A 22704-nucleotide genomic window follows, 5' to 3' on the forward strand; every position below is an offset into this window, starting at 1 on the left:
GAACACTAGGCAAGTGATTTTATTTTACATTCTAAAGCATTCTTTAGATCCTTCTATATTTATGGGCAATTTTATGATCCAACTAATTGCATTTTCAGCAGGTTTATCCTTCCTATTTGCCATTGGCGAGTTCCTTAGGACAAATGCGAGCCAGCAGACCAAAGTACAAGGATTGTTATTTTTATTTGTAGCCTTTTTCCAAACACACACCTATCTTTCAAGCACCGAACTGTATCAAATCTATCCACATTTTTATTTGGTACATTTACCATTCACTGCAAGTATAGGTTCTTTATTAAAACAATATTTTTCGGAACTTTGGAATGAAAACCCAGAGAAAAACAGATTTTCCATTTGGGAATTGGCTCCTGCCGTTTTCGTTTTAATCCTTATGTTTCCTTTTTATCTTTCTTCTGCTGAAACTAAAATATCAATTCACAATTCTTATCTGCAAAATGGAGTTCCTCTTAAATTCCAACTCATCATCCTACTTGCTGTTTTACCTATTTTTTATTCTGCGTATTATGTTTTTTCTCATATGATTCACTACGTTCGTTGGGAATCATTCAAAAAGTCAGCTCACCTCCGTTTGGTGGGACTCGTTGTTGGTTTTGGTGCATTGGTGAGTGCGATTGGAGTTTATACTTTATTTTTCCATGCAAAACATGGTTTGGAAATTGTGTCCTTTTTCTTATCTTGCCTGATCATCAGTATTTACCTTTTACGACAAAAAAGTCCCGAACTTTGGGGTGAAGTACAAAGGATTGTCATTGAAGAAAAAAAATACCAAACATCCCAATTGGGATCTTTTAACTTAGAAGACCTTCACAAACGTTTGAATTTTCTCATGGAAACAAAAAAAGTATATTTAGATGAAACGATAAATTTGGAAAAATTGGCGAAACATATGAGTTTATCAGAACACCAACTTTCTGAATTTCTCAATTCTTATGTGAAAAAAAGTTTTTTCCACTTAGTCAATCATTACCGCATCAACGAAGCAAAATCATTATTTGCAAACCATCCAGAAAAAAACATTCTCACAATTGCCTATGAAGTCGGATTCCCTTCCAAATCAACATTCTATGATGCCTTCAAACGTGAGATAGGGCAAAGTCCGAGTGAATACCGCAAGAATCTAAAAAAATAAAAACGAACGGACCGATTCGGAAGCATTTTTCATTCCGAATTGACCGATTCGGTCGATTCAAGGGACAAAACAGTTTATGCTAGTCCTTAGTCTAAAGTAGGTCAGGAGAAAAGTATGTTTGGTGGTCCCGTTCAGTGTGAATTGGTTCTTGATTGTGTAACCAAAATTGGTTTTATGCAGGGCATTTTAAATTTTATTCGTTATTATCCCATTGCTGGATTGGCTTTCCTCCTATTCTATGTTTGGCGAAGGGATTTTTTTGAAACATACCGAATCCAAAAACTCTACCCAAAAGCGGAAAAAGTTTGGAAAGAGTTTCGCCAATCTGCTGTCACTCTCATTGTTTTCACAATGGTGGCTGTGACAAACATCACAATGATGAAAGCAAAAATAGTTCCTAGTGGTGTTTACTTTGGTTCTGTTTCAGGGGTTTGGGAAATCAGTTATCTTTTTATCAGTTTTTTCTTCATCACAGTTTGGCATGAAACTTGGTTCTATTGGATGCATAGATTTGCCCATTTGAAAAAAGTGTACCCACATGTTCACTCCGAACACCACCAATCGGTGAATCCGTCACCGCTTGCCGCGTATCGTTTCCAAGCAACGGAAGCATTTTTAGAAGCAATTTATATTGTCCCTTTTGTGATGTTTGTGCCTGTTCATTTTTATGTTGTACTGTTCCACACTTTTTATGCGATGATCCTCAATATTTGGTGGCATCTAGGGTATGAATTTTTTCCCAAAGGTTGGGCTTCACACCCCATCACAAAATGGATCAATAGTTCTACTCATCACAACCTCCACCACCAAAAGTTCCATGGAAATTACTCATTGTATTTTAATGTTTGGGACCGAGTGATGGGAACTAACTTTCCTTACTACGAAGAGTATTACGAACAAGTGGTAGGTGAGAGGGAAAAGAAAAAGCGTGAAATCAAACAACAAGGGAAAATCAAAACGGAATCAGGGCTAGTAACCTCCTAACTTCGATTCCTGTAACATGTCCTTCCCAATTCTGCGGCAGGGATCGAGCGAAAATCCCTCCCCAAAACGATTGTAAGAATCAATTCTTTGGAATTAAACCTTGGGGAGGATTGCAGGGAGAGCCCGACCCATCCAACTTCTGATTTTGGTTTTAGAATTCCATTGGGGCCGCCCCAAAAAAATCATCGAAACGTGACATAAAAGTCTTTAGGAGGAAGGAAAACCGTCCGAAAGGGAAAGTAGAGAGGAAGAGAAATATGTTTGAAGCAACACATTTCATGAAAACTCAAGACCTTTTGGAACGAGGGCTTGGCGCGGCGACACAAAGACGAAAGGTGATCTCCGATAACATTGCCAATGCGGATGTTCCTAATTTCAAACGATCTGAAGTAGTGTTTGAATCCATGTTAAAACGTGCGATTGAATCGGAAAAAATTGAAAAAGACAAAGCAGTTCCAACGAAAATCACAAACGACCGTCATATAGAATTTTTTAAACCCCTCGACTACCGTGATGCCAAACCAAAAACCAATTTGGATTACCTCACGACAATGAGACCAGATGGAAACAATGTGGACATCGAAAAGGAAGTGGTTGAGTCCAACCAAAACCAAATGAGCTATAATATCATGATTGATCGGTTAAACCAAAACAACCGTTTGCTTAACATTGTGATGAGAACCAATTAAGGAGTAAACGATGGGTATGTTTGATTCGATTAATATTTCTGCCACGGGTCTTTCCGCACAAAGACTCCGAATGGATGTGATTTCCAATAACATTGCTAACTCAACAACAACGAGAAATACCAATGGAGATGGACCTTTCCGACGTGACCGTGTCATCCTAACACCGATTAACCTCCGCACCCAATGGAAAAGCCCAGTGTATCCATTTGGGGTTGCACCTGGCGAAGGGAAAGGGGTCAAGGTGATGAAAATCGAGAAGGACATGAGCCCTCTTCGTTTGACCTACGACCCCACTCACCCTGATGCCATCCAAACAGGACCGAAAAAAGGGTATGTGGAACTTCCCAACATCAACATCGTCACAGAGATGACGGATATGATCTCTGCTTCCCGTTCTTACGAGGCCAATGTCCAACTCATCAATGGTTCCAAAGCCATGATGAACAAAGCGATGGAAATCGGCCGGGCGTAAGTTTCGGTCGGTTTTTGAACTCTTTTTTATATGAGACATAATTTTTTACTTTAGGTTTCCTGACGTTTACCGATGATTTGAAAGAGGAATCACCCATGTCCATTGACCGCATTACTTCATTCTCCTCTCAATCTTACAAACCACATTCCCTTCTCCCCCAAGGAGACAAGGTGGGAATCCTTCGTTCGGATGAACGCCATTACGGTAAAACCAATGAAGCTAAATCTCCTGATGAAGTGGCTGGCACATTTGCAGATGCTTTGAAAAAAGCGTTTGAACAAGTGAATGACCAACAAGTGGAAGCAGACGAACTCACTCAAAAAATTGTGTTTGATCCAAACTCAGTAGAACTCCATGACGTGATGATCGCAGCAGAAAAAGCAAGGATCTCTCTTACCTTTGCTAAAACCATGTCAGATGGATTTGTAAGAGCTTACAGAGAACTCACAACATTAAGATAATGTAAACAATTGATAACCAGTGTTTGTTGTCCTATCCGTCAATTGATAGGACGACCAAACACTCGTTCGACGGTTTCAAATCGGATTTGGATTTGGTCGTTTGGTCCTACTTTAACCCCTTTTTTCATCTGAACGGAATCAATTCGTTCTCCATTCACATACACCACCCAACCTGCATCCCAAGAATTTCGGATTCCATTCACTTCCATAATTTCTTCCGTTCGATTGGTAGAGATAAACCTCATTGCAGGATCTTCGTTTTTGGACAATTCGGCAAGAAGGAATAGTAAATCCTTTCGATCAAATAAAGACGATGGTATGGACTTGGTTTCTTCAAAGTCTTTTGACAAAAACTGAATTTGGATTTCTGGTTCTTTTGGTTTATGAGAGGAACGAGTGAGTTTACAATTTACAATTGTGAAAAAAAACAATCCCAGAAATACACTGAGATGAATCGTATATAAAAATTGTTTTGTCATTTTTTTAAAATGGTTCACTTCTTTTCATTTCTCTCAAAAACATACACCAAGCCTTGTGCATTTAAGTTCACATCCAAACGCAAAAGGGACCAATCTTTCTCAGTGAGAATCACTGCATTCCGATTGGCCAAATTCTTTATCATTAACTCCACTTGTTTTTCCATAAAGGAAAGCCGATTCTCTTTTGGCACCTGTTTGAGTTCGAGGATGGCATTCTGGCAGAGATGTAATCCAATTTTTAAATCTTCTGCACATTGTTTTAGATTTTGGATAACTCCAAAATGAGTCAAATAACAAACGCTAGCCCCTGTTCCTAAAATTAAATCAATGGAATGGATGGCTTCTTTGGCATCAAAGTCTGTTGGAGTTGTAGTAGGAAAAATAAATGATTTTCCATTTTCCAAGTGGGGGTATGAAATTCCAAACGAATCTCCCGTAAAAACACCATTTAGTTTTTTGTCATAAATACAGAAGTGGTGGTTTGCATGACCCTTGGTGTAAATGAATTCAAAACTATGGCCCTTCCAATCCAAAAACTCTCCATCTTCCATCACACGCACTCTTTCTTTGGGAATGGGTTTGATCTCTCCATAGAGTTTTTGAAAATTCTCTTTTCCATACACCGCGGTTGCACTTTTGATGAGAAGACTTGGGTCGATCAAATGTTTGGCAGTTTTTGGATGCGCAAGTAACACTGCATTGGGACAAGATTCGAGTAAGGCCCAAGCCCCACCTGCATGGTCTAAATGGACATGTGTGACAATAATATAATCTAAGTTTGATGGACTTACATTTTGATTGTCCATCACAGAAAGAATTTTTGGAATCGCATGGGTTGTATTGGTTTCAACAACGATCCCATGCCCTTCTTCTTCGATGAGATAAGCAGAAGCAACTTGTTTTAAATCAGCGTATTCCGTATCAATGGTGATAAAAGTGCCCATAGTCATACAGTATGGTCAATAGAACCACTTTGTCAGCTTAAATTCTATGTTCTAACCACTCAAACGGGCAATCGTAACCTGTCTTGGATCCATTTTGTTTCTTCTTCGATTTGTGACTTTGACCAACTCCATTCCTTTGCGACAACTTGTAAAATTTTCTCTATTGATTCCTTGGGAAGGAGACCAAGTGTACCAAGGCCTGTACGTCGTAAAAAAATGTCAGATACTGTTTTTGCCATTTCATATCGAACTGCATACACAACTTCTGCGAGGATCTCACCATCTTCGTTTAATACTGTGCCTAAATTTGGATCCACTTTCCCAATGGATAAAATTGTTTCGTATTCTAAACCATAGTGACGAATGAGGTAATCGATCGTTTGAGGCAAATATCCTTTGTGTTTTTCTTTTGCTTCTGCAATAAAAGCTTCTATATCGAGGATATGACTCCCATATAAATGTTGTTTGGCGGATATACTTTTACCTGATTGTTTTTTTATTTTTTTCTGGATGGATCGAAAGATCGTTTCGGCAAACTGACGGCTTGTTGTGTATTTACCTCCCGCTGCTGTGATGAGTCCATCAATTCCATCTCTAACATGGTCATATAATTCTGATTTCCGTGAGGCAGAATAGGTATCATCACCTGACTCGGCAAGTGGTCGTAACCCACCATAAGCAAATAAAACATCTTCTAGTTTCAGTTTATCCTTTAGGTGAGATGTTTGGTTGATATAGTCGATAAATTCCAATATACTTTCTTTTGTGAGTTTCCAATCTTCCACCTTACCAAAGTAAGACTTTTCAGTTGGCCCAATCATAGAATGGCCTCGCCATGGAGCAAAACTAAAATGACCTTTGTCACCCACAAACAAGGTCATGATAGGTGTAACTTGTTTTGTGATGAGGTAAATTCCTTCCGATCGTTGTTTCGGAAAACTTGTTTCAGTTTTTTTTGATTTTGCCAAAACATCTTGTGTCCATGGCCCTGAAGCATTGACAGTGACTTGGGAACGAATCGTAACTTCCTTTTTAGAAAATAAGTCTACAGCAGTCACACCCACAACTCGATTCCCATCCCATAATAACTCTTTCACTTCTGAATAATTGGATATTTTTCCGCCATACAAAACGGCAGATTTCAAAAAACTAAGAGTCAGTCGTTCTGGGCTTAGACAAATGGCATCGTAGAAATAAGCGGCGTCTTCATACTCACCTAAATTATGTTTGCGTAGATCGTTTCGTTTGAGGTATTTATGATTTGGTATTTTTTTAGATTTATCCCAAGTCCAAGTTTTATCAAACGACAAAAGGTCATACACAAACAAACCAAGCCTTGCAATGATCCCAGGTTTTGGAAGGATCATCGGATACGGATATACTAAGTTAGGTGCTATGTTTGATAAGTTCCTTCGTTCCTTTAATGCTTCTCTGACGAGTCCTATTTCAAATTGTTTTAAATACCGAAGGCCACCATGGATGAGTTTTCCAGTTGCAGCGGAAGTGGCACCGCCAAAATCTTTTTTTTCTAACAAACAAACACTATACCCACGACTTGCCACTTCATAAGCGAGTGTCGCCCCCGTAATGCCACCACCGATAATGGTAACATCAAAGGACTCTCCATCATAGGTTTCGATGAATCGATTTAAGTTCAGAGTCAAAGTTTTCCTCCTCTTTCGAGCCAAGTTTTAATTTGTCGTTTTAGATTTTCCCTTTCACTTTCAATGTCCCAAAGTCCAAGTCGCAACAAAAGGGAAGATAACCTCCAACGATTGAGATCCGAATCAGTAATGCCACTTAGGTGTTTGTATGCCTTAAGATACCCACTTAAGATAAACTTTCGGATGAGAGTGTAAAAAAGTATTTTGAGTTTGGGAGTTCCAGGCCATAACTCTGCATCTGTGAAGAGAAGTTGTGTGAAGGAAACGTCAGCACAAGGATTCCCTTTTGCCGCCGTCATCCAATCAATGACAATACGATCCTTATCCTTTACGATGACATTTTCAGGATGGAAATCCAAATGGAGGACGGAATTCCCTTCAGGCAAGTTTTTGATGTATTCACGAATGGTTTTCTTTTCCTCTTCACTCAGAAACTCCAACGGTTTTCCCACCAAACATTCGTTTAAGATCTCTTTGATATCTTTTAGTTTTTGAGTTTTGGTTTGGTGCATTTGAAAGTGTATGTTTGCAAGAGTGTTTGCAATGTGAAAGAGTTCGATTGGATTTTTGTCAGGCAATTTTGTGAGAGAAATCCCTTCCAAACGGTCAAAGATGATTCCCAAACGTTCTCCTACTTTTACCTTTCCATAACATTGCATCTTTGTCGCATGCAAACGATACACTTCTAGAGTGTTTTCATATTCAGCTTCTATTTCTTTTGGGTTTGCCGATGGGAAAAAAAGTTTTAATACTTGGTTGTTTGGTAATGCGTATAAATCCGCTGACCTACCAATCGCAAAAGGAACACCTAATTTGTTTATGTTTTGTTCTATAGAAGAGTTCACTTGAAAACCTGCTTTGAATTAAGAATTGAGAATCGCAAAATGTTTTTGATTTGTTTTGTACAAATTTTTAAAAACAGAAAAGTTTTTATCATACACTGGTTTCACCTTTGGATTGGGAACCCAAGTTTTGTCGACTGGGATCATTTTTTTGATGTCTTCGTATGTTTGGATTTTCCCTAGGCCCAAAGCGACAATGGCAGCCGCACCAATGGCCCCTACGTTTTCCGGATGTACAACACGTTCAATGGTTTTTCCTGTAATGTCAGCTAACATTTGACAGATGAAATTAGAACGAGCCACTCCTCCCACAAATCGAATGGTTTTTGAAGTTGGCACTTTTTGATTGGAAAGTTCCAAAATCCATCGTTTGTGGAACAAAATCCCTTCTATGACTGCACGGATTAAAATCCGTTTTCCTGTATGCAAACTGATATTAAAAAAGATCCCACGTGCTTTTGGATCTTCAAAAGGACATCGGTTTCCATGTAACCAAGGCGTAAAAATCACACCTTGTGATCCAGGTTCTGTATCCTTAATCGAATCAAACATAAACTCAAATAAACTCTCATACACAGCATCAGGGCCATCTGTGATTTTCTTTTTTTCTAAGTACAAATCAATTTCATCCAATGCCAAATGGTCTTTTACCCATTGTAAACACTTGCCCGATGTTTCTTGTTCCCCAAAATAATTATAATACCCTTCCCGACTGCCCACAATGGATGCAATCCTCGCGTTGATATCCACAGTCCTCTTTTTGGTAACAGTGCCAATCCAACCAGATGTCCCCGCATAAATATGAGTGTCTCCTTCAGAAACGGCCCCTGCTCCTACTCCAATGAGAGACGCATCCCCTCCACCACCAAACACGGGTGTACCGGTCTTTAGTCCTAAAAACTTTGCCGCTTCTTCTGTGAGTCCTCCTACTTTTTCTTCGGCATTGATGAGTTTAGGTAAATGTTCTCTTCTAACACCAAATAACTTACATAGGAGAGGACTCCAGTTTCCTTTTCCTTTTCTCGAATTGTATAAAAAGGTAGCAAAGGCAGAATCCTTTGTCATGACTGCTTGGTTTGTGCACTTAGCGATCAAATATTCTTTGACATCGAACCACCATCTCACCTTACTAAAGTTATCTGGTTCGTTTTTTTCCACCCATTTGTATTTCCAAATGGGATCTTTTACACTCGCGGCCACAGCTCCTGTAATCCAAAGGGAGACCAACAGTTTGAAGGCATTAATACCTTCAATTTTAAATCCATAGTCAATACCGGCCTTCATTTCTTTTGTGGCCCTTTGGTCCATATAACTCATTGCATTTCGGACAGGGCGAAACACTTCATCCACAAGCACAAGGCCTTGCATCTGAGAACAAAAGGAAATCCCTTGGATCGTTTCATTGGATACATTCGCTTCGCTTAATACAAGTTCTGTGGTGGAACGCATGGCCTGCCAAAAGTCCTCTGGATTTTGTTCGGCACCCCCATTTGGCAAGAGTTGGATCGGGTATTCCTTTGTGGCAGACGCAATCAGGGTGAGTGTGGAAGTCATCTGGAAGAGACAGGTTTTCACACCTGTGGTGCCAATGTCATAGGCTAAAATACAGTCTGAATCCATGGAATCTCCTTCGCTTCGGGTGCCACTGCCCCAGTTTTCACCAATTTTGGGTTCACTTACCCTTTTTTCGGTGTTTTTCTGCCCAAAGGACAAAAAAGTGAGTGATCACTCACAAGGATTTAGTAGGATCAGCTCCGTTGGCAATCGATTTTTCATCCCCCCTGTTCTTTTCTGAATGGTGAAACCAGATCGGGGGCGCTTTGAGGTTTGGATCTTCGTATTACCATCGGGATAAAGGGAGTGAGTCGTATGAGCCAAATGCCAGTAAAAGTGTATGGATACCGTTGGGTGGTTTTATTTGCCTACATCGTGATCACAGCGACCATTTGTTTGCAATGGTTGTCATTCGCTCCCATTGCCAGAGAAGCCAAAGAATTTTATATGGTTTCCCCTCTCCAAATTGATCTTTTGTCTTTGGTGTTTTTAGCTGTTTTTGTCTTCATTGCGATCCCGGCTTCCTATGTGATTGATACCTATGGAATCAAAATGGGAGTTGGGTTTGGAGCCATCCTAACGGGTGTTTGCGGGTTACTCAAAGGGATGTATGCAGAGGATTATACAATCGTCCTCATTTGCCAATTGGGTCTTGCCATTGCCCAACCATTCCTACTGAATGCCGTCACCAAAATCAGTGTGTTGTGGTTTCCCATCCACGAACGTGCTACCTCTGTTGCCTTAGGAACACTCGCACAGTTTCTCGGAATCATCCTTGTGATGATCCTCACCCCCATCCTCTTACACAGTGGAAAGACAATCCCACAAGTGATGGTGTTGTATGGTTTTGTTTCCATGGGAAGTGCCATTCTTTTTTTACTCCTTGTAAGAGAAAAACCACCCACTTCACCAAGTACCCACGGCGAAGACCATGAACTCTCCTTTTTTGATGGGATTCGTTTTTTATGGAAACAAGCGGACATGAAAAAAATCCTATTTTTGTTTCTGATTGGTCTTGGTGTGTTTAATGCCGTGAGTACTTGCATTGATCAGATTTGTGAAATCAAAGGATTGAATACAGAAGAGTCGGGACTTGTGGGTGGTGTGATGCTCATCGCAGGGATTATTGGTGGGATTTTCATCCCTCCCCTCTCCGACAAATTCCAAAAACGAAAACTATTTTTAGTCATCGCAATGGTTGGATTTTTACTTGGACTTACTGTTTTTGTTTTGTTCCAAGGTTTTATCCCCTTACTCATTGGGTCGGTAGTGATTGGATTTTTTTTACTGGGGATTGGGGCACCCATTGGATTCCAATACTGTGCTGAAATTACATCCCCTGCCCCAGAGTCCACCTCACAAGGGTTACTTCTCCTTGTGGGCCAAGTCTCAGGAATTGTATTTATCTTAGGGCTAAATTTTTTTGGAATGGTATCGTTTTTATATGTATTACTTGCGTTAACAGTAGTAACACTTGCACTTGTCTTCCAATTGAAAGAAAGTCCGTTTATGGAACCCTAACCGCCTAAGGCACGTCTGATGAATTTCATGACAGCTTTGACAACTGCTTCATCATCCTCAAATACACCGTCTCCCAAATAAATTTTCATCCGTTCTTTGTAATACACAGTGGCATAGGAAAACTGTAAGGTCATAAAAAGGTTATCGAGTAAAAAGGCAGAGAGGTTACTATCCACATCACTGGCAATGGTTCCTTCTTTTTTAGCGGAACTGATCATATCGATATAACATTTTGCGGATAAGGATTCAAGCTCACCTGACAGGCGTGTGATGAGTTCATAATTACTTTCCGTTGTCATTTCATTGTAGAGACGAATGATATCTTGGTTCATCCGAGAATGGTTTTGGATGATCCTTACAATCTTTTCGACCTTGCCAAAAAAATCCAAATCCAATGACAAAACAGTTTCTAAGGTTTTTTCCAATTGGTTGATCCCATAGTCGACGACAGTTAGGAAAAAATCCTCTTTGGTTTCGAAGTATTTGTATAGGGAACCTACACTGATCCCCGCTTTTTGGGCGATGGTATTGGTATTGGCGCTTGTGAAACCACGGTTGGCAAATTCAGAAATGGCGATTGATAAAATTCGATTCCGTTTTTCTTCCGAAATCCGTTCGAAACTTTCATTGAAGTGTTTTGTATCAGCCATATGCATCTTCCTTCCTATTACTGAAAAAAGGCTGGATTTCTCAAGGAAATTGATCGCAATTCCAAAAGAATCCGAGAAACTTTCTAAATTTTCGATTTCCTTCTTGACAATGAGTGATGACTCACTCATTGTCAAGTAAAAGAACGCGGACGAGGAAACATCGTATGGCCACAGGCTTTTCCATCAATGAATACCCCAATGTAGACCAAGTTTACAAAGATTTGCGGAAATTAATTTCCCTACCGATCCGTTCCATTCGCAAAAACGAAATGGAAAACATCATCCAAAACTACTTTGAAAAAAAATGTAACAAGTCCAAAGCCATGATCACAAAGGCTTCGGAATACATTCCAGGTGGTGTCCAACACAACTTATCATTCAATTTCCCGTTTCCTCTTGTGTTTACGAAAGCGGCAGGTGCTTACCTCTATGATTTGGATGGAAACAAATACATCGACTTTTTACAAGCAGGTGGACCCACAGTTCTCGGTAGTAACCCCACAAGTGTTCGTAAAAAAGTAATCGAACTATTGGATTCCACGGGGCCTGTCACAGGGCTTTTCCATGAATACGAATACAAACTCGCTGAAAAAATTGTCGAACTTGTTCCTTCTGTGGAAATGTTTCGTATGTTAGGTTCTGGGACAGAAGCGTGTATGGCTTCGATCCGTGTGGCAAGGCTTGCGACTAAAAAGAAAAACATTGTAAAGATGGGTGGAGCTTACCATGGATGGAGTGACCAACTTGCTTATGGCCTTCGGATCCCTGGCACAAGGCATTTTGAAGCGAATGGTGTACCAAGGTCCATCTTCAAATACACTCAAGAATTTTATCCGAACGATTTGAACTCACTCGAATCAGTCCTCAAACGAAATCGATTTTTTGGTGGAACCGCAGCTGTTCTCATTGAACCCGTTGGTCCAGAAAGTGGCACAAGACCTCTTGATCTCAATTTTAACAAAGGTGTGCGAGAACTTTGTAACAAATACGGAGCCCTGCTTATCTTTGATGAAGTGGTAACTGCATTTCGAATTGGTCTTAGCGGTGCACAAGGGTATTTTGGCGTGGACCCAGATCTCACTGTGTTTGGGAAAGTGGTTGCTGGTGGTTATCCTTCTGCTGGTGGACTTGGTGGGAAAAAAGAATACATGAAATATGTATCTGCTGGATTACAAACGGGCACCAAAAAGGCGTTAATCGGTGGAACGATGGCGGCAAACCCACTCAGTTCTCTTGCCGGTTACTTCACGTTATGTGAAATGGAAAAAACCAACGCGTGTGAAAAATCAGGGAGAGCTGGTGATCGCCTCACAAAGGGATTACAAAAACTCATTCAAAAATACAACCTTCCCTTTGTTGCCTTCAACCAAGGTTCGATTTGCCATCTGGAAACCGTTGGTACGATGTTACTCGATATTGATATCAAGAAATTTTGGACCATTAAAAAAACAATCGCGGAAGCCCACAAACGAAAACACGCCATGGAAGAAATGGGAGCTGCGTATATGTCAGAAGGCCTTGTGACTCTTGCGGGGAGTCGGTTGTATACAAGTGCTGCTGATACAGACGCGGTGATAGATGATGCACTCAAACGGTTTGACCGAGTGTTCCAAAAAGTGGAAGGGGTATAGGGGAAATCTTTCGATTGGAATTTAATTTTATCCAGAAGGTTTATCAATCGACTAACATTTCTTTAATGACTTTTTTAATTTTCTGATTTGTTTTTGGATCGGACGCACCTAGTTTTTGTATCAATCTAGATCGATCTACTGTTCGTATCTGATCCAAAACAATCGAACCTTTTTTGCCTTGGAAGGTGATGGGAACTCTCGTTGGGTAATTTCGAATCAAGGTAGTCATTGGTGCAATCATCACAGTACGGATGAATTGGTTCATCTCATTGGGAGAAATGACAATACAGGGTCTTGATTTTTGGATCTCGTGCCCTATGGTTGGATCTAAATTGACTAAATAAATATCATACTGTGTGATCACCATTCCCAGTCCTCAGCCTCTAAGTCGAGGTCATCAGGCAGGACCAATGAATCATCATTTTGTTTTGCCATCTCTTGGAATTGGGTCGCCCAAGTTTTCCTTGGTCTCTCTTTACCAGGAGAGATGATGATTTTTTCCCCATCGATTTTCAAATCCACTGTATCATCAATATGACATTCCTCTAAAACTGCCTTCGGAATCCGAATCCCCCTGGAATTTCCAATCTGAATCACAGCTACTCTCATATGTAATTACATTGTAATCACAAACAAAACCAACCGTCAAACAAAACTACGACTCACCCCCTCAATTCCCACCTTCCCCCCGAAAAGTACTTGTACATTTTGGGGAATTCATGGCATTATGTCTCAAATCTCTACGAGGCCCGAACTATGCCTGAACCACTGCAAAAGATCATTGATAATCTAAAAGAGTTATTCAACAAACTCGACAAAACCAAAAAAATGATTTTGGCTGGGGTACTTGCAGTTGTGGTGGTGGCCATCATCATCCTCTCCAATGTTTCCTCTCAAAGGAACCGAGTGGTTCTCTTCAAAGACTTGGATTCCAAAGACTTCTCAGAAGTTACAAAAAAATTAGATGCCCTTGGGTATTCGTATGGTTCGAGTGAGACCAGTGTCATCACAGTGGATCCGGAACAAAGGCAAGAAATTGTAACCAAACTTGCACAAGAGAATTTGATCCCAGCGGGAGTTACCGGTTGGGAACTCTTTGATATTGAAAAATTCACTGAAACACAATTTGACAAAGACATCAAAAAGTACAGAGCGTTAAAGGGTGCGATTGAGAAGTCGCTTAACACCTTACGCCCCATCGAAAAAGCAGATGTCAACATTGCCATCCCAGAAGGGGATTTGTTTGAATCAAACTCTTACCCCGTCAAAGCGAGTGTGATTTTACACTTCCGACCAGGAGTAGAAGGAATTAGCAAAAAAGAAATCAAAGGGATTGTGAACTTAGTGGCAAGAGCTGTTCCTAAACTCAAACCAGAAAACGTAAGTGTTGCCGATCCCGATGGAAAAATCATTTCTGATTTTGAAGAAGACTTAGAAAAAGAAAGATTAGAATTAAGAATTGTCCAAGAAAAACTCAGAATCGAAGAAGAAGAACGTGTCAAACGTCTCATCGACATCCGAAATACCTTACGTTGGTACTTAGGTGGAGAAGACAGAGTGGACATCACTCGTTTTGAATATTCTTTCAACTGGGACCAAGAATCCTTAACGGAAAACGAAGTATTACCAGTTGTTGCGGAAGAAGATAACCCTGACACACCATATAACGAACGTAAGCTTGTTGATGGTTATTCCTTAAAAGTATCATCCAAGGAAACAAAAGAATCCTTTAAAGGAAGAGGATTTACTCCAGATGGACCTGCTGGTACAGAACCAAACCTTCCTCCTGGATACAAAGATACCGACTACCAAAAGGCTGAGTATTCCAAAGACGAAAACATCAATAACTACGAATTTAACAAACGGGTCAAAGACATCAAACGCCAACCTTGGAAAATTGAAAAGATTGGTTTGTCTGTGGTTGTGGATGGAGTTTGGGAACGTAAAGAACGTGAAGATGGAATGGGTTATGATCGTAAGTACATTCCAGTTGCGGAACAAGACTTAAAACTCATTCGTAAAAACTTGGAAGCCGCCATTGGGTACACAAGGTCACGTGGTGATCAAATCAGTGTCATCACCATTCCAAAAGATCGAACAGAACAATTCCGCGCTGAAGATGAAGAATTCCAAAGACAACGTGCCATCCGAAATATGGTGATTGCATCCCTTGTCATTCTCATCTTACTCATCCTTGCCATCTTAGTATACCGTGCGATCAAAAAAGAAATCGCAAGAAGAAGAAGACTCAGAGAAGAAGAACTTGCTGCACAACAACAAATGATGAGAGAAGCAGCTCTCCGTGTGATGGACGAAGGGGGAGCGGAAGTCGAACTCTCTCTCGACGAAAAACTCAGACGAGAACTTCTCGAAAACGCAATCAACTTGGCAAAAGAAAAACCAGAAGATGTTGCGCAGTTGTTACGCACTTGGCTTGCAGAAGAGGAACAAACGTAAGTTAACTGATACTTACTATTTATCAGTTAAGATTCTTTTTTCCAACGGATGTTGGCACCACGAGAAATCCGAGAATACACTTCTCGGAAGTATTGGTTAGGTGCCTTTCCATCTGGGTCTTGCGAATAACGAGGCCTTAGGCGGTGGACAAAATACATATCCAAATCCCCTTTATTTTTCCCATGGACTTTGCCACGATACTCAGTGACAAAAAAATATTTCACTAATTCATATGTTTCCTTAGACACATTGATTTTCCCTGTCTCACCACCTGATTCCATTCGAGAGGCAGTGTTCACAGTATCACCCCAGATATCATACGCAAACTTAAACCGACCCACTACCCCCGCAACAACAGGGCCAGTGTGAATCCCCAATCGTAACTCCCAAAAGGGAAGGTTTAGTGCCGTTTTGATTTCCTTTAATTGGTTCATAAAACTTTGGATCTCGAGTGCCGCCAAACAAGCGTCAATGGCACTTGTTCGATTTTCCACAGGTAAACCACCAGCACACATATAACTGTCCCCAATGGTTTTTAATTTTTCCAAATTATTACGAAGGATAATCTCATCAAACTGAGTGAAACAAGCATCCAGTTCTTCGATGAGACTTTGTTCATCCATTCCTTCTGCTACTTTGGTAAATCCTTTGAAGTCTGTGAATAAGACAGTAGCGTTCTCAAAACGAACTGGATTCACACTCCCCTTTGTTTTGAGTTCTTGAGCCACTTTGTATGGTAAGATATTGAGTAAAAGTTTTTCGGATTCTTCTCGTGCTTCCTCTGCTTTGTCTTGTGCAATGAGGGCCTTTTCTCTTTCTTCATCTGCTTTTTGTTTTTCTAAATCTAACAAAAAATAACTGATATCAAGTTCTTCAGCAAGAGGTCTTGACATGATGTATACCACAAGATAATTGAATAGAACCAGTGGCAAAACAATCATTGTGAGATGGAAAGCAGATTCCCCCACTCCGTATTGTTCTCGTATCAAAGGGAAATACAAAATAGCAGCAATGGCCATTGTGATGAGTCCAAGGTTTGCCAAACGTTGGCTTAATTGGATGGTTCTTCCTTCTAATGACAATGCACCATGCCGAAGCACTGCATAACCGAGTAAAAATGCTGGAATGAATTGAAAATCGGCAATGGGATAAATAGGAATTCCGTGACTTGGAAGTAAAGCTGCTAACAGTAACAAAGCCGACAACAAAAAAGATCCAATGATCCACTTGGAGGCAAAGTTGATATACCCTTTGTTCCGAAGGAAGGTAATCAAAACCAATACTAACGCAATGGCTCCATTAGCACCAACAAGAAGTTCTGCGGGACCTCCATGATGCACTCTTGACCAAGGGTAATCATAATACCCTACAAACAAATAAGGAGAAGGAGCTAAGATCGCCGCGATTATACATAGTAAATCGATCCATTTTAACCAACCAGGTGACTTTTGGCCAATCGCTTCAAAAACGAGTCGCACCATAATACTCGGTGCAAACGCAAATGCCACAAAGGTCATCTGCGAAATTCGAAGTTGTACAACATAGGATATGTTTAATTTTAATGGTACTGACTGGATTACATAAAAACCGGTGAGAATGAGAGCAAAGGCACAAAGTTGGTTGATCCTAGCTGATGGATTTGCCCCCGCAACGATGATTGATAAAAAAACAGCACCAAACACAGAAATGACGGGAGGAATCCCCCAAGGGTACCATTTTGCTGATTCATACGCATTTGGTGAAAGCCCAAAGGAAACTCCAAAGGAAATAAAAATCAAAACAAAAGAAAGTAAGGCAAATAGAAAATAGAACATCCCATTCTTTTGGAATAAAAGTTCATTCACATCAAAAAAATCGGAACGGAACACTCCATAGGCGACGAGTAACATTGGAATGAATAAAAAGAACCCACCAGGATACACTTTGAAACCCAAGATACTCGGAGCATTTAAAGTTGTGAGTAAAAATAATAAATTAACGCCGTGAAATAATGTTAAATGGTAATGTTTTCGAATGTAATGGTAATGTTTGATAAACGATGGAAGGATGAGTAAAAAGTATCCCAAAGGTGCAAGGATCCCCCAAGGTCTTACAAATGCACTTCCACGAGGATACTTTCCGAATGGAAATTCAAAGACGGTAGTTTCAAAACCTTTTCCTAAAATGACTCCTACGTACAATACAAAACTTGCAAACCAACAAACATAAGAATAGTATAACAAGAGTTTACTTTGTTTCCCCGTCATGTGAAAGGCTAGGTAAAAGGCGGTGGGAGCTAGAGGGGCAACAAAAAAATACAATAAATCATTCCACAAAACTAGTGTTTCTACATCTTGGATCCAAGCTCTTGTGGTTAATACAAGGCCGACACATCCAAAACTGATAAACGATATAGTCAGATTGAGATGAAAATAACGATTGTCTTCTTTTGATTTACGAAACTTTTGAAACGCAAAATAACTAAGAAATAAACCGACAACAAATGTCAAAATTCCAGGAGCACCATATGGAATTTGGTACCAAAAATATTCCCAATTGGAGATGACTCCCTCCGGTTTTACAAAATAAATTAGAGAATATGAATCCATCCTATATAAGATCGGCTATGAATTATTGAGAAAAGAGTCATTTCTTCTATTTGACTCACTTCTCGAATTGTTGTGCTATGTCGGATATGTTAGATCTTAATTTCCCAAAAAAGAACGCTACAGAATGGCTGGCCTCAGGTAAATTTTTTGAATATAAAAAATTCCAAATCTTCTATATCCAAGAAGGAAGAGGTCAAAACTTAATCTTGTTACATGGTTTCCCAACTTCTTCATGGGATTATTCCAAAATTTACAATGGATTAACAAGATACTTTAATACCATTGCAATCGATTTTTTAGGTTTCGGTTATTCTTCAAAACCAATCAAACACGAATATACGTTAGTCGAACAAACGGATATCATCGAATCCTTTATTGAGAAAAATGCACTCAAACGTGTTAAATTTGTTTTCCATGACTATGCAGTGAGTGTAGGCCAAGAAATCCTTGCTCGTCACTTAGAATCAAAAGAACGTAAGTATGAAATAGATGGTGCAGTGTTTTTTAACGGTGGTTTATTCCCACATTTGCATAGACCTACTTTCAAACAAAAGCTACTCGCCACTCCAATCTTAGGTGCAATTCTTGCGAAGTTTTATGATGAAAAAAAATTCGGTGTAGCTTTCAGTGATGTTTTTGGCAAAAACACAAAACCAACAGAGAAAGAAATCTCCGTCCTATGGAAACTCATCACCTATCCAAATAAAGTGCTTATCCCTCATAAACTATTAAAGTACATCAAAGAAAGACGATACCATGGCGAACGTTGGAAAAATGCTCTATTACAAACAGAAGTTCCACTTTTATTTATCAATGGAGGAGAAGACCCTGTCAGCGGTAGTCATTTAGCAGACGAAATTGACAAACTTCCCATAAAACATAAAAAACTGATTCGTTGGCCAAATATTGGGCACTACCCAATGTGGGAAAACCCAGACGAAAGTTTTAAAGAAATTTATGAATTTCTAAAATAACGAATACAACCTAATAGTTGTTAGTTTAAATTCCCTTCGATATCTAAAAATCGCTTCTTATAATCAAATGAGTGGTCTTTAGGATCGATCGGAAGGATGTGGGGTGATCCCTTCCATTCCCGTTCCATCATCAATATTATCAGGTTCGAGATTTTGTTCTTTGACTTTGTATCGAATTTCGATTTTTTCAGGACTGATCTGTAATATTTCGATCCCTTTTAAATCCTTGTTTTTGATGATCCTAACCTTTGCTACCTGTGGTTGTAACTCAGGGACAATTTTATTTTTAATCGGATCAAAGATATAATTACAAGGAACTTGAGCCGTAATGCCCGTTAGGATTTGGGCTGAACGAATTGGTTTTAAGGAAAAATAACGAATTGCAACTTGTTCTTCTGAAAGTTCTGCATCTAGTTTTGGATCTAACCCAGAACAAACGATGGGAATTCCTGCGGCAGTTTGTTCTCCTGTTTTATACGAAAGGGGAATGATATTTACATTCACCGTTACATCACGAGAACCAAGGACATTCACACCCTTTGGTAATTCTGGGATTTTTACCGTTTTTGCAAATGGTTCCTTTCGATCTACAAGTGAAATTTCTGGCAGAACTACTTTATTAATTTTTTCAAGGTCTTGAGGTTTACCACTGAGTGTGATTTTTTGAGGACTTAATATTTGAGTCAACTTTTCAAAGTTAGCAGGTGGATTCCCTTCAAATACAACTTCAATTGGAACCACCTTAAGTCCTCTGGATTCTATCTCTACAGGAACCGTTTTTTTGAGCTTTGTTACCTTGACACCACTCGGTACACCAACAATTTTTTTGATTGGAACTTCTGTGACACCTAATTGGACATCTTCAGGATCAATCACAGCCTTCATAAATTGAGAATAATAGTTCACTACATCTTTTAATCCTTCCACTCGAACTGGAATGGTTTTTTCTGGGTTTTTTGAATAACTCAAATTACCAGATAACTTTGGATAGTCGATGGGAACATTCACTGTTTTGATCAAAACTTTGGAGTTTTGTAAATTTACATAAAAGATACTAGCAATGATAAGTGAAATGAGTTTTGCTTTCCAATTGCGAACCATTTTCCCAAATAATTTCAAAATCATATGATGACACCGGAATCTTTATCTTTCGATTTTCTTTGTGATTCGTCTTTTGATTTTTTATTTCCTGACATCAGACCACTGACAAGAGCCTTTAACTCCAAGGGTTTCACTGGATGGATCATTTCCCCTTCATAACAAATAGTGATATCTCCTGTTTCTTCAGAAGTCACGATGATGATCGAATCCGTTTCTTCCGAAAGTCCAAGAGCAGATCTATGCCTTGCACCCAATGTGGAAATTTCGACAGAACTACTCATAGGCAAATAAGAGGCAGCACAAACAATTCGGTTTTGTTCAATGATGACAGCACCATCATGGAGTGGTGAATTCTTAAAGAAGATGGTTTGTAAAATTTCAGAGGTTACAATGGAATCCATTGGGACCGCATTTTCTGATATATCTTTAAGACTAATGTCTTTTACAAGTACAATGATAGAGCCAATTTTTTCTTGAGACATGGCCCTAACGGCTTCGACAATTGGATCCAAATCAAATGTAGGTTTTAAAAAGAATAAACGAAGGAGTCGAATCCTTGCTAAGTCACCTGTTAAACGTCGTAACTCAGGTTGTAAAAGAACAATGATGGCAAAAACAAGTGCTGGCCGAATATTGGTTAAGATCCATTCAAGTAACTCAAAACCCAAATATTCAGCTAAACTTCCTGAGATCCAAATGATCCCCACTCCAAATAAAAGTTGAATCCCTCTTGTTCTACGTAAAGTTGTGTAGGTTTTGTAAATTAAAAATGCGACGATGAGTACATCTAAACTAATGGAGATATAATTTTTACTCCATGGAATGATGTATAATCCTCGAAAAAAATCCAATTTATATTCCTAAAACATCAAACATATTGTACAAACCTTTCGATTTGCCATACAAAAATTCAGCAGCTTTCACAGCCCCACTAGCAAATGTTTTACGATCTTGGGCACGGTGGGTAATCTCAATCCGTTCTTCTGGACTAAAAAAATAAACAGTGTGTTCCCCAACGACTTCGCCAGCACGCATCGTATGCATTGCGATTTCTTTTTGGTCACGTTCTGGGTACATACCATGACGACCATAAATCACATTTTCTTCATTTCGTTTACTTGCTTCTAATAAAACTTCTTTTAAATACATCGCTGTACCAGACGGAGCATCTTTTTTATGCCTATGGTGGATGTCTAAAACTTCGATATCAAAATCTTCGTGTAAAACTTTTGCTGCAATTTCAGTCAGTTTAAAGAGTAAATTCACACCAACAGACATATTGGGAGAAAATACAATTGGGATGGTTTCAGAAGCCGATTTGATTAGAGTTTTATCAGAATCAGTAAGACCAGTCGTTCCGATCACCAATGGTTTATGGTTCTTTAATGCTGTATTGAGAATGGATTCAAAACCAGTGTGGGTACTAAAATCAATTAACACATCAGAATCTTCGTTTGCTTTTTGTAAGTCGGAAGATAATAGAATTCCAGTTTCTTTGATCCCTGCATGGTTTCCAGAATCAAAACCAGCATAAATTGCACCCTCTCTCACAACAGCAGCGCTTAATACTGATTTTTTGGAAATAGATAAGACTTGGATGATGGCTTTCCCCATCCTACCACCAGCACCAATCACACCAACTTTGATTTTAGACAATGCCTTCCTCTTTTAATTGGAATACGATTTTTTTAAATGACTCGGCTGCATGCCCTTCTGACAACGAAGTCATTGGCAATCTGAGTTCATTACTGCAATAACCAAACCAACTCATAGCGGCTTTGATTGGAATTGGATTTGTTTCGATAAAAGCATTCACAAATACGGGGAGTAGTTTGTAGTAAATTTTTTTGGAAGCTTCCAGATCACCACGAAGGTATAAGGATACCATATCCACACATGCACGTGGGAATAAATTAGAAACTACAGATACAACTCCTCTTCCACCGATGGACAGAACTGGAAGAGTTAAGTTGTCATCACCAGATAACAAATCAAAGTCGGGTGGACAAAGCGAAATCACCTTTGCCATTTGTCCAAGGTCCCCTGTTGCTTCTTTGATAGCTGCAATTTTAGGGTGAGCTGCCAAACGACTGACAGTTTCTGGTAAAAGATTTACATTGGTTCTGCCTGGAATGTTGTACAACATCACAGGTTTGGATGATACATTTGCAATAGCGGTAAAGTGTTGGAACATCCCTTCTTGCGTTGGTTTGTTGTAGTATGGATTCACAGAAAGGATTCCGTCCACTCCATCGGCACAGGCAGACTCTGTGAGCTCAATTGCCTCTTTTGTAGAGTTGGAACCAGTACCCGCGATCACTTGGATTTTGCCAGCTACGATCTGCACCGTTTTTTGGATGAGTTCCTTATGTTCTTCGTAGGATAACGTTGGAGATTCTCCCGTTGTCCCACAAGGAACCACACCAGCGACTCCGGATCGGATCTGGTTTTCTAGGATTTTAAAGTATTGATCGTAATCGATTTTCCCCTGGCGGAAAGGGGTGATGACCGCAGTATAAACGCCCTGAAACATAAATTAAACA

General features: G+C 39.6%; 22 protein-coding genes. 9 read left to right on the forward strand and 13 right to left on the reverse strand.

All coding sequences use genetic code 11. The features are described from left to right. Nucleotides 1-73: 73 nt before the first annotated feature. From CH354_RS01530 to fliE, 5 genes are all read left to right on the forward strand, one after another. Entirely contained in the window at nucleotides 74-1150 is a 1077-nt protein-coding gene (locus tag CH354_RS01530; RefSeq protein ID WP_243395915.1) for a helix-turn-helix domain-containing protein, read from the forward strand. A gap of 114 nt (nucleotides 1151-1264) precedes the next feature. Beyond that, nucleotides 1265-2134 (forward strand): sterol desaturase family protein, encoded by an 870-nt coding sequence (locus CH354_RS01535; RefSeq protein ID WP_100726235.1) that lies wholly within the window; start codon nucleotides 1265-1267, stop codon nucleotides 2132-2134. 257 nt (nucleotides 2135-2391) lie between these two features. After that, a complete protein-coding gene (flgB, locus tag CH354_RS01540; protein WP_100718381.1) occupies nucleotides 2392-2823 on the forward strand; it encodes a flagellar basal body rod protein FlgB in 432 nt (143 codons plus the stop codon). A 10-nt stretch (nucleotides 2824-2833) separates the two neighbouring features. Next, nucleotides 2834-3295, forward strand: coding sequence for a flagellar basal body rod protein FlgC (flgC, locus tag CH354_RS01545; protein ID WP_012387770.1), 462 nt, complete (start codon nucleotides 2834-2836; stop codon nucleotides 3293-3295). A 77-nt stretch (nucleotides 3296-3372) separates the two neighbouring features. Continuing rightward, the gene (fliE, locus tag CH354_RS01550; RefSeq protein ID WP_265396692.1) at nucleotides 3373-3756 is read left to right on the forward strand and encodes a flagellar hook-basal body complex protein FliE; all 384 of its coding nucleotides are present in this window, start codon (nucleotides 3373-3375) and stop codon (nucleotides 3754-3756) included. Between the two features lie 38 nt (nucleotides 3757-3794). On the opposite strand, the gene CH354_RS18405 is transcribed toward fliE, so the two are convergent. From CH354_RS18405 to CH354_RS01575, 5 genes are read right to left on the reverse strand one after another with little or no spacing between them, the layout of a single operon-like run. Continuing rightward, the gene (locus CH354_RS18405; RefSeq protein WP_243395916.1) at nucleotides 3795-4253 is read right to left on the reverse strand and encodes a DUF4430 domain-containing protein; all 459 of its coding nucleotides are present in this window, start codon (nucleotides 4251-4253) and stop codon (nucleotides 3795-3797) included. Then, nucleotides 4250-5179: an MBL fold metallo-hydrolase gene (locus CH354_RS01560; RefSeq protein WP_100726233.1), complete on the reverse strand. Its 930-nt coding sequence runs from the start codon at nucleotides 5177-5179 to the stop codon at nucleotides 4250-4252. The genes CH354_RS18405 and CH354_RS01560 overlap by 4 nt, the downstream gene beginning before the upstream one ends. 59 nt (nucleotides 5180-5238) lie before the next feature. Further along, a complete protein-coding gene (locus CH354_RS01565; RefSeq protein ID WP_100726232.1) occupies nucleotides 5239-6843 on the reverse strand; it encodes a glycerol-3-phosphate dehydrogenase/oxidase in 1605 nt (534 codons plus the stop codon). After that, entirely contained in the window at nucleotides 6840-7688 is an 849-nt protein-coding gene (locus CH354_RS01570) for an aminoglycoside phosphotransferase family protein (RefSeq protein ID WP_100726231.1), read from the reverse strand. The genes CH354_RS01565 and CH354_RS01570 overlap by 4 nt, the downstream gene beginning before the upstream one ends. Nucleotides 7689-7706: 18 nt before the next feature. After that, nucleotides 7707-9305: a xylulokinase gene (locus tag CH354_RS01575; RefSeq protein ID WP_100726445.1), complete on the reverse strand. Its 1599-nt coding sequence runs from the start codon at nucleotides 9303-9305 to the stop codon at nucleotides 7707-7709. A gap of 249 nt (nucleotides 9306-9554) precedes the next feature. Between CH354_RS01575 and CH354_RS01580 the strand changes: the two genes are divergently transcribed. After that, nucleotides 9555-10760 carry an MFS transporter gene (locus CH354_RS01580; protein WP_100726230.1) on the forward strand — a complete coding sequence of 402 codons (1206 nt, stop codon included), beginning with the start codon at nucleotides 9555-9557 and terminating at the stop codon, nucleotides 10758-10760. Here CH354_RS01580 and CH354_RS01585 read toward each other — a convergent pair. Next, on the reverse strand, nucleotides 10757-11410 hold the full coding sequence (locus CH354_RS01585; protein ID WP_100718418.1) for a TetR/AcrR family transcriptional regulator: 654 nt from the start codon (nucleotides 11408-11410) through the stop codon (nucleotides 10757-10759). The genes CH354_RS01580 and CH354_RS01585 overlap by 4 nt on opposite strands. A 164-nt stretch (nucleotides 11411-11574) precedes the next feature. Here CH354_RS01585 and CH354_RS01590 point away from each other — a divergent pair, with 164 nt between their 5' ends. Further along, a complete protein-coding gene (locus CH354_RS01590) occupies nucleotides 11575-13041 on the forward strand; it encodes an aspartate aminotransferase family protein (RefSeq protein WP_100718369.1) in 1467 nt (488 codons plus the stop codon). Nucleotides 13042-13084: 43 nt separating this feature from the next. Here the strand turns inward: CH354_RS01590 and CH354_RS01595 are convergent, their stop codons facing one another. Both CH354_RS01595 and CH354_RS01600 read right to left on the reverse strand, forming a co-directional pair. After that, nucleotides 13085-13408, reverse strand: coding sequence for a type II toxin-antitoxin system PemK/MazF family toxin (locus tag CH354_RS01595; protein WP_100718368.1), 324 nt, complete (start codon nucleotides 13406-13408; stop codon nucleotides 13085-13087). Then, on the reverse strand, nucleotides 13402-13650 hold the full coding sequence (locus CH354_RS01600) for an AbrB/MazE/SpoVT family DNA-binding domain-containing protein (RefSeq protein ID WP_100718367.1): 249 nt from the start codon (nucleotides 13648-13650) through the stop codon (nucleotides 13402-13404). The genes CH354_RS01595 and CH354_RS01600 overlap by 7 nt, the downstream gene beginning before the upstream one ends. 147 nt (nucleotides 13651-13797) lie before the next feature. Between CH354_RS01600 and fliF the strand changes: the two genes are divergently transcribed. Continuing rightward, nucleotides 13798-15498, forward strand: coding sequence for a flagellar basal-body MS-ring/collar protein FliF (gene fliF / locus CH354_RS01605; protein WP_100726229.1), 1701 nt, complete (start codon nucleotides 13798-13800; stop codon nucleotides 15496-15498). Between the two features lie 26 nt (nucleotides 15499-15524). Here the strand turns inward: fliF and CH354_RS01610 are convergent, their stop codons facing one another. Then, nucleotides 15525-18086, reverse strand: coding sequence for an adenylate/guanylate cyclase domain-containing protein (locus CH354_RS01610; protein ID WP_100728466.1), 2562 nt, complete (start codon nucleotides 18084-18086; stop codon nucleotides 15525-15527). A gap of 77 nt (nucleotides 18087-18163) precedes the next feature. Between CH354_RS01610 and CH354_RS01615 the strand changes: the two genes are divergently transcribed. Then, a complete protein-coding gene (locus CH354_RS01615) occupies nucleotides 18164-19060 on the forward strand; it encodes an alpha/beta fold hydrolase (protein WP_100726227.1) in 897 nt (298 codons plus the stop codon). A gap of 78 nt (nucleotides 19061-19138) precedes the next feature. Here the strand turns inward: CH354_RS01615 and CH354_RS01620 are convergent, their stop codons facing one another. Genes CH354_RS01620 through dapA form a run of 4 tightly spaced genes read right to left on the reverse strand, consistent with a single transcriptional unit; the run spans nucleotide 19139 to nucleotide 22694 of the window. Continuing rightward, nucleotides 19139-20185, reverse strand: a complete 1047-nt coding sequence (locus tag CH354_RS01620) for a CdaR family protein (RefSeq protein ID WP_100715580.1) — start codon at nucleotides 20183-20185, stop codon at nucleotides 19139-19141. Further along, on the reverse strand, nucleotides 20182-21012 hold the full coding sequence (gene cdaA, locus CH354_RS01625; RefSeq protein ID WP_100726226.1) for a diadenylate cyclase CdaA: 831 nt from the start codon (nucleotides 21010-21012) through the stop codon (nucleotides 20182-20184). The genes CH354_RS01620 and cdaA overlap by 4 nt, the downstream gene beginning before the upstream one ends. 1 nt (nucleotide 21013) lies before the next feature. Next, nucleotides 21014-21817, reverse strand: coding sequence for a 4-hydroxy-tetrahydrodipicolinate reductase (gene dapB / locus CH354_RS01630; protein WP_100715582.1), 804 nt, complete (start codon nucleotides 21815-21817; stop codon nucleotides 21014-21016). Beyond that, a complete protein-coding gene (gene dapA, locus CH354_RS01635) occupies nucleotides 21810-22694 on the reverse strand; it encodes a 4-hydroxy-tetrahydrodipicolinate synthase (protein ID WP_100715583.1) in 885 nt (294 codons plus the stop codon). Before dapA ends, dapB begins: the two co-directional genes overlap by 8 nt. Nucleotides 22695-22704: the final 10 nt, after the last annotated feature.

The sequence above is a fragment of the Leptospira levettii genome (assembly GCF_002812085.1).
In the GTDB taxonomy this organism is placed as follows: Bacteria; Spirochaetota; Leptospiria; order Leptospirales; family Leptospiraceae; genus Leptospira_A; species Leptospira_A levettii.

Bases quoted from the DNA above. Each gene is read 5' to 3' on its own strand.
- CH354_RS01530 (WP_243395915.1), top strand. From the start codon at position 74: ATGATCCAACTAATTGCATTTTCAGCAGGTTTATCCTTCCTATTTGCC.
- CH354_RS01535 (WP_100726235.1), top strand. From the start codon at position 1,265: ATGTTTGGTGGTCCCGTTCAGTGTGAATTGGTTCTTGATTGTGTAACC.
- flgB (WP_100718381.1), top strand. From the start codon at position 2,392: ATGTTTGAAGCAACACATTTCATGAAAACTCAAGACCTTTTGGAACGA.
- flgC (WP_012387770.1), top strand. From the start codon at position 2,834: ATGGGTATGTTTGATTCGATTAATATTTCTGCCACGGGTCTTTCCGCA.
- CH354_RS01560 (WP_100726233.1), bottom strand. From the start codon at position 5,179: ATGGGCACTTTTATCACCATTGATACGGAATACGCTGATTTAAAACAA.
- CH354_RS01575 (WP_100726445.1), bottom strand. From the start codon at position 9,305: ATGGATTCAGACTGTATTTTAGCCTATGACATTGGCACCACAGGTGTG.
- CH354_RS01580 (WP_100726230.1), top strand. From the start codon at position 9,555: ATGAGCCAAATGCCAGTAAAAGTGTATGGATACCGTTGGGTGGTTTTA.
- CH354_RS01585 (WP_100718418.1), bottom strand. From the start codon at position 11,410: ATGGCTGATACAAAACACTTCAATGAAAGTTTCGAACGGATTTCGGAA.
- CH354_RS01590 (WP_100718369.1), top strand. From the start codon at position 11,575: ATGGCCACAGGCTTTTCCATCAATGAATACCCCAATGTAGACCAAGTT.
- CH354_RS01595 (WP_100718368.1), bottom strand. From the start codon at position 13,408: ATGGTGATCACACAGTATGATATTTATTTAGTCAATTTAGATCCAACC.
- CH354_RS01600 (WP_100718367.1), bottom strand. From the start codon at position 13,650: ATGAGAGTAGCTGTGATTCAGATTGGAAATTCCAGGGGGATTCGGATT.
- fliF (WP_100726229.1), top strand. From the start codon at position 13,798: ATGCCTGAACCACTGCAAAAGATCATTGATAATCTAAAAGAGTTATTC.
- CH354_RS01610 (WP_100728466.1), bottom strand. From the start codon at position 18,086: ATGGATTCATATTCTCTAATTTATTTTGTAAAACCGGAGGGAGTCATC.
- CH354_RS01615 (WP_100726227.1), top strand. From the start codon at position 18,164: ATGTCGGATATGTTAGATCTTAATTTCCCAAAAAAGAACGCTACAGAA.
- CH354_RS01620 (WP_100715580.1), bottom strand. From the start codon at position 20,185: ATGATTTTGAAATTATTTGGGAAAATGGTTCGCAATTGGAAAGCAAAA.
- dapA (WP_100715583.1), bottom strand. From the start codon at position 22,694: ATGTTTCAGGGCGTTTATACTGCGGTCATCACCCCTTTCCGCCAGGGG.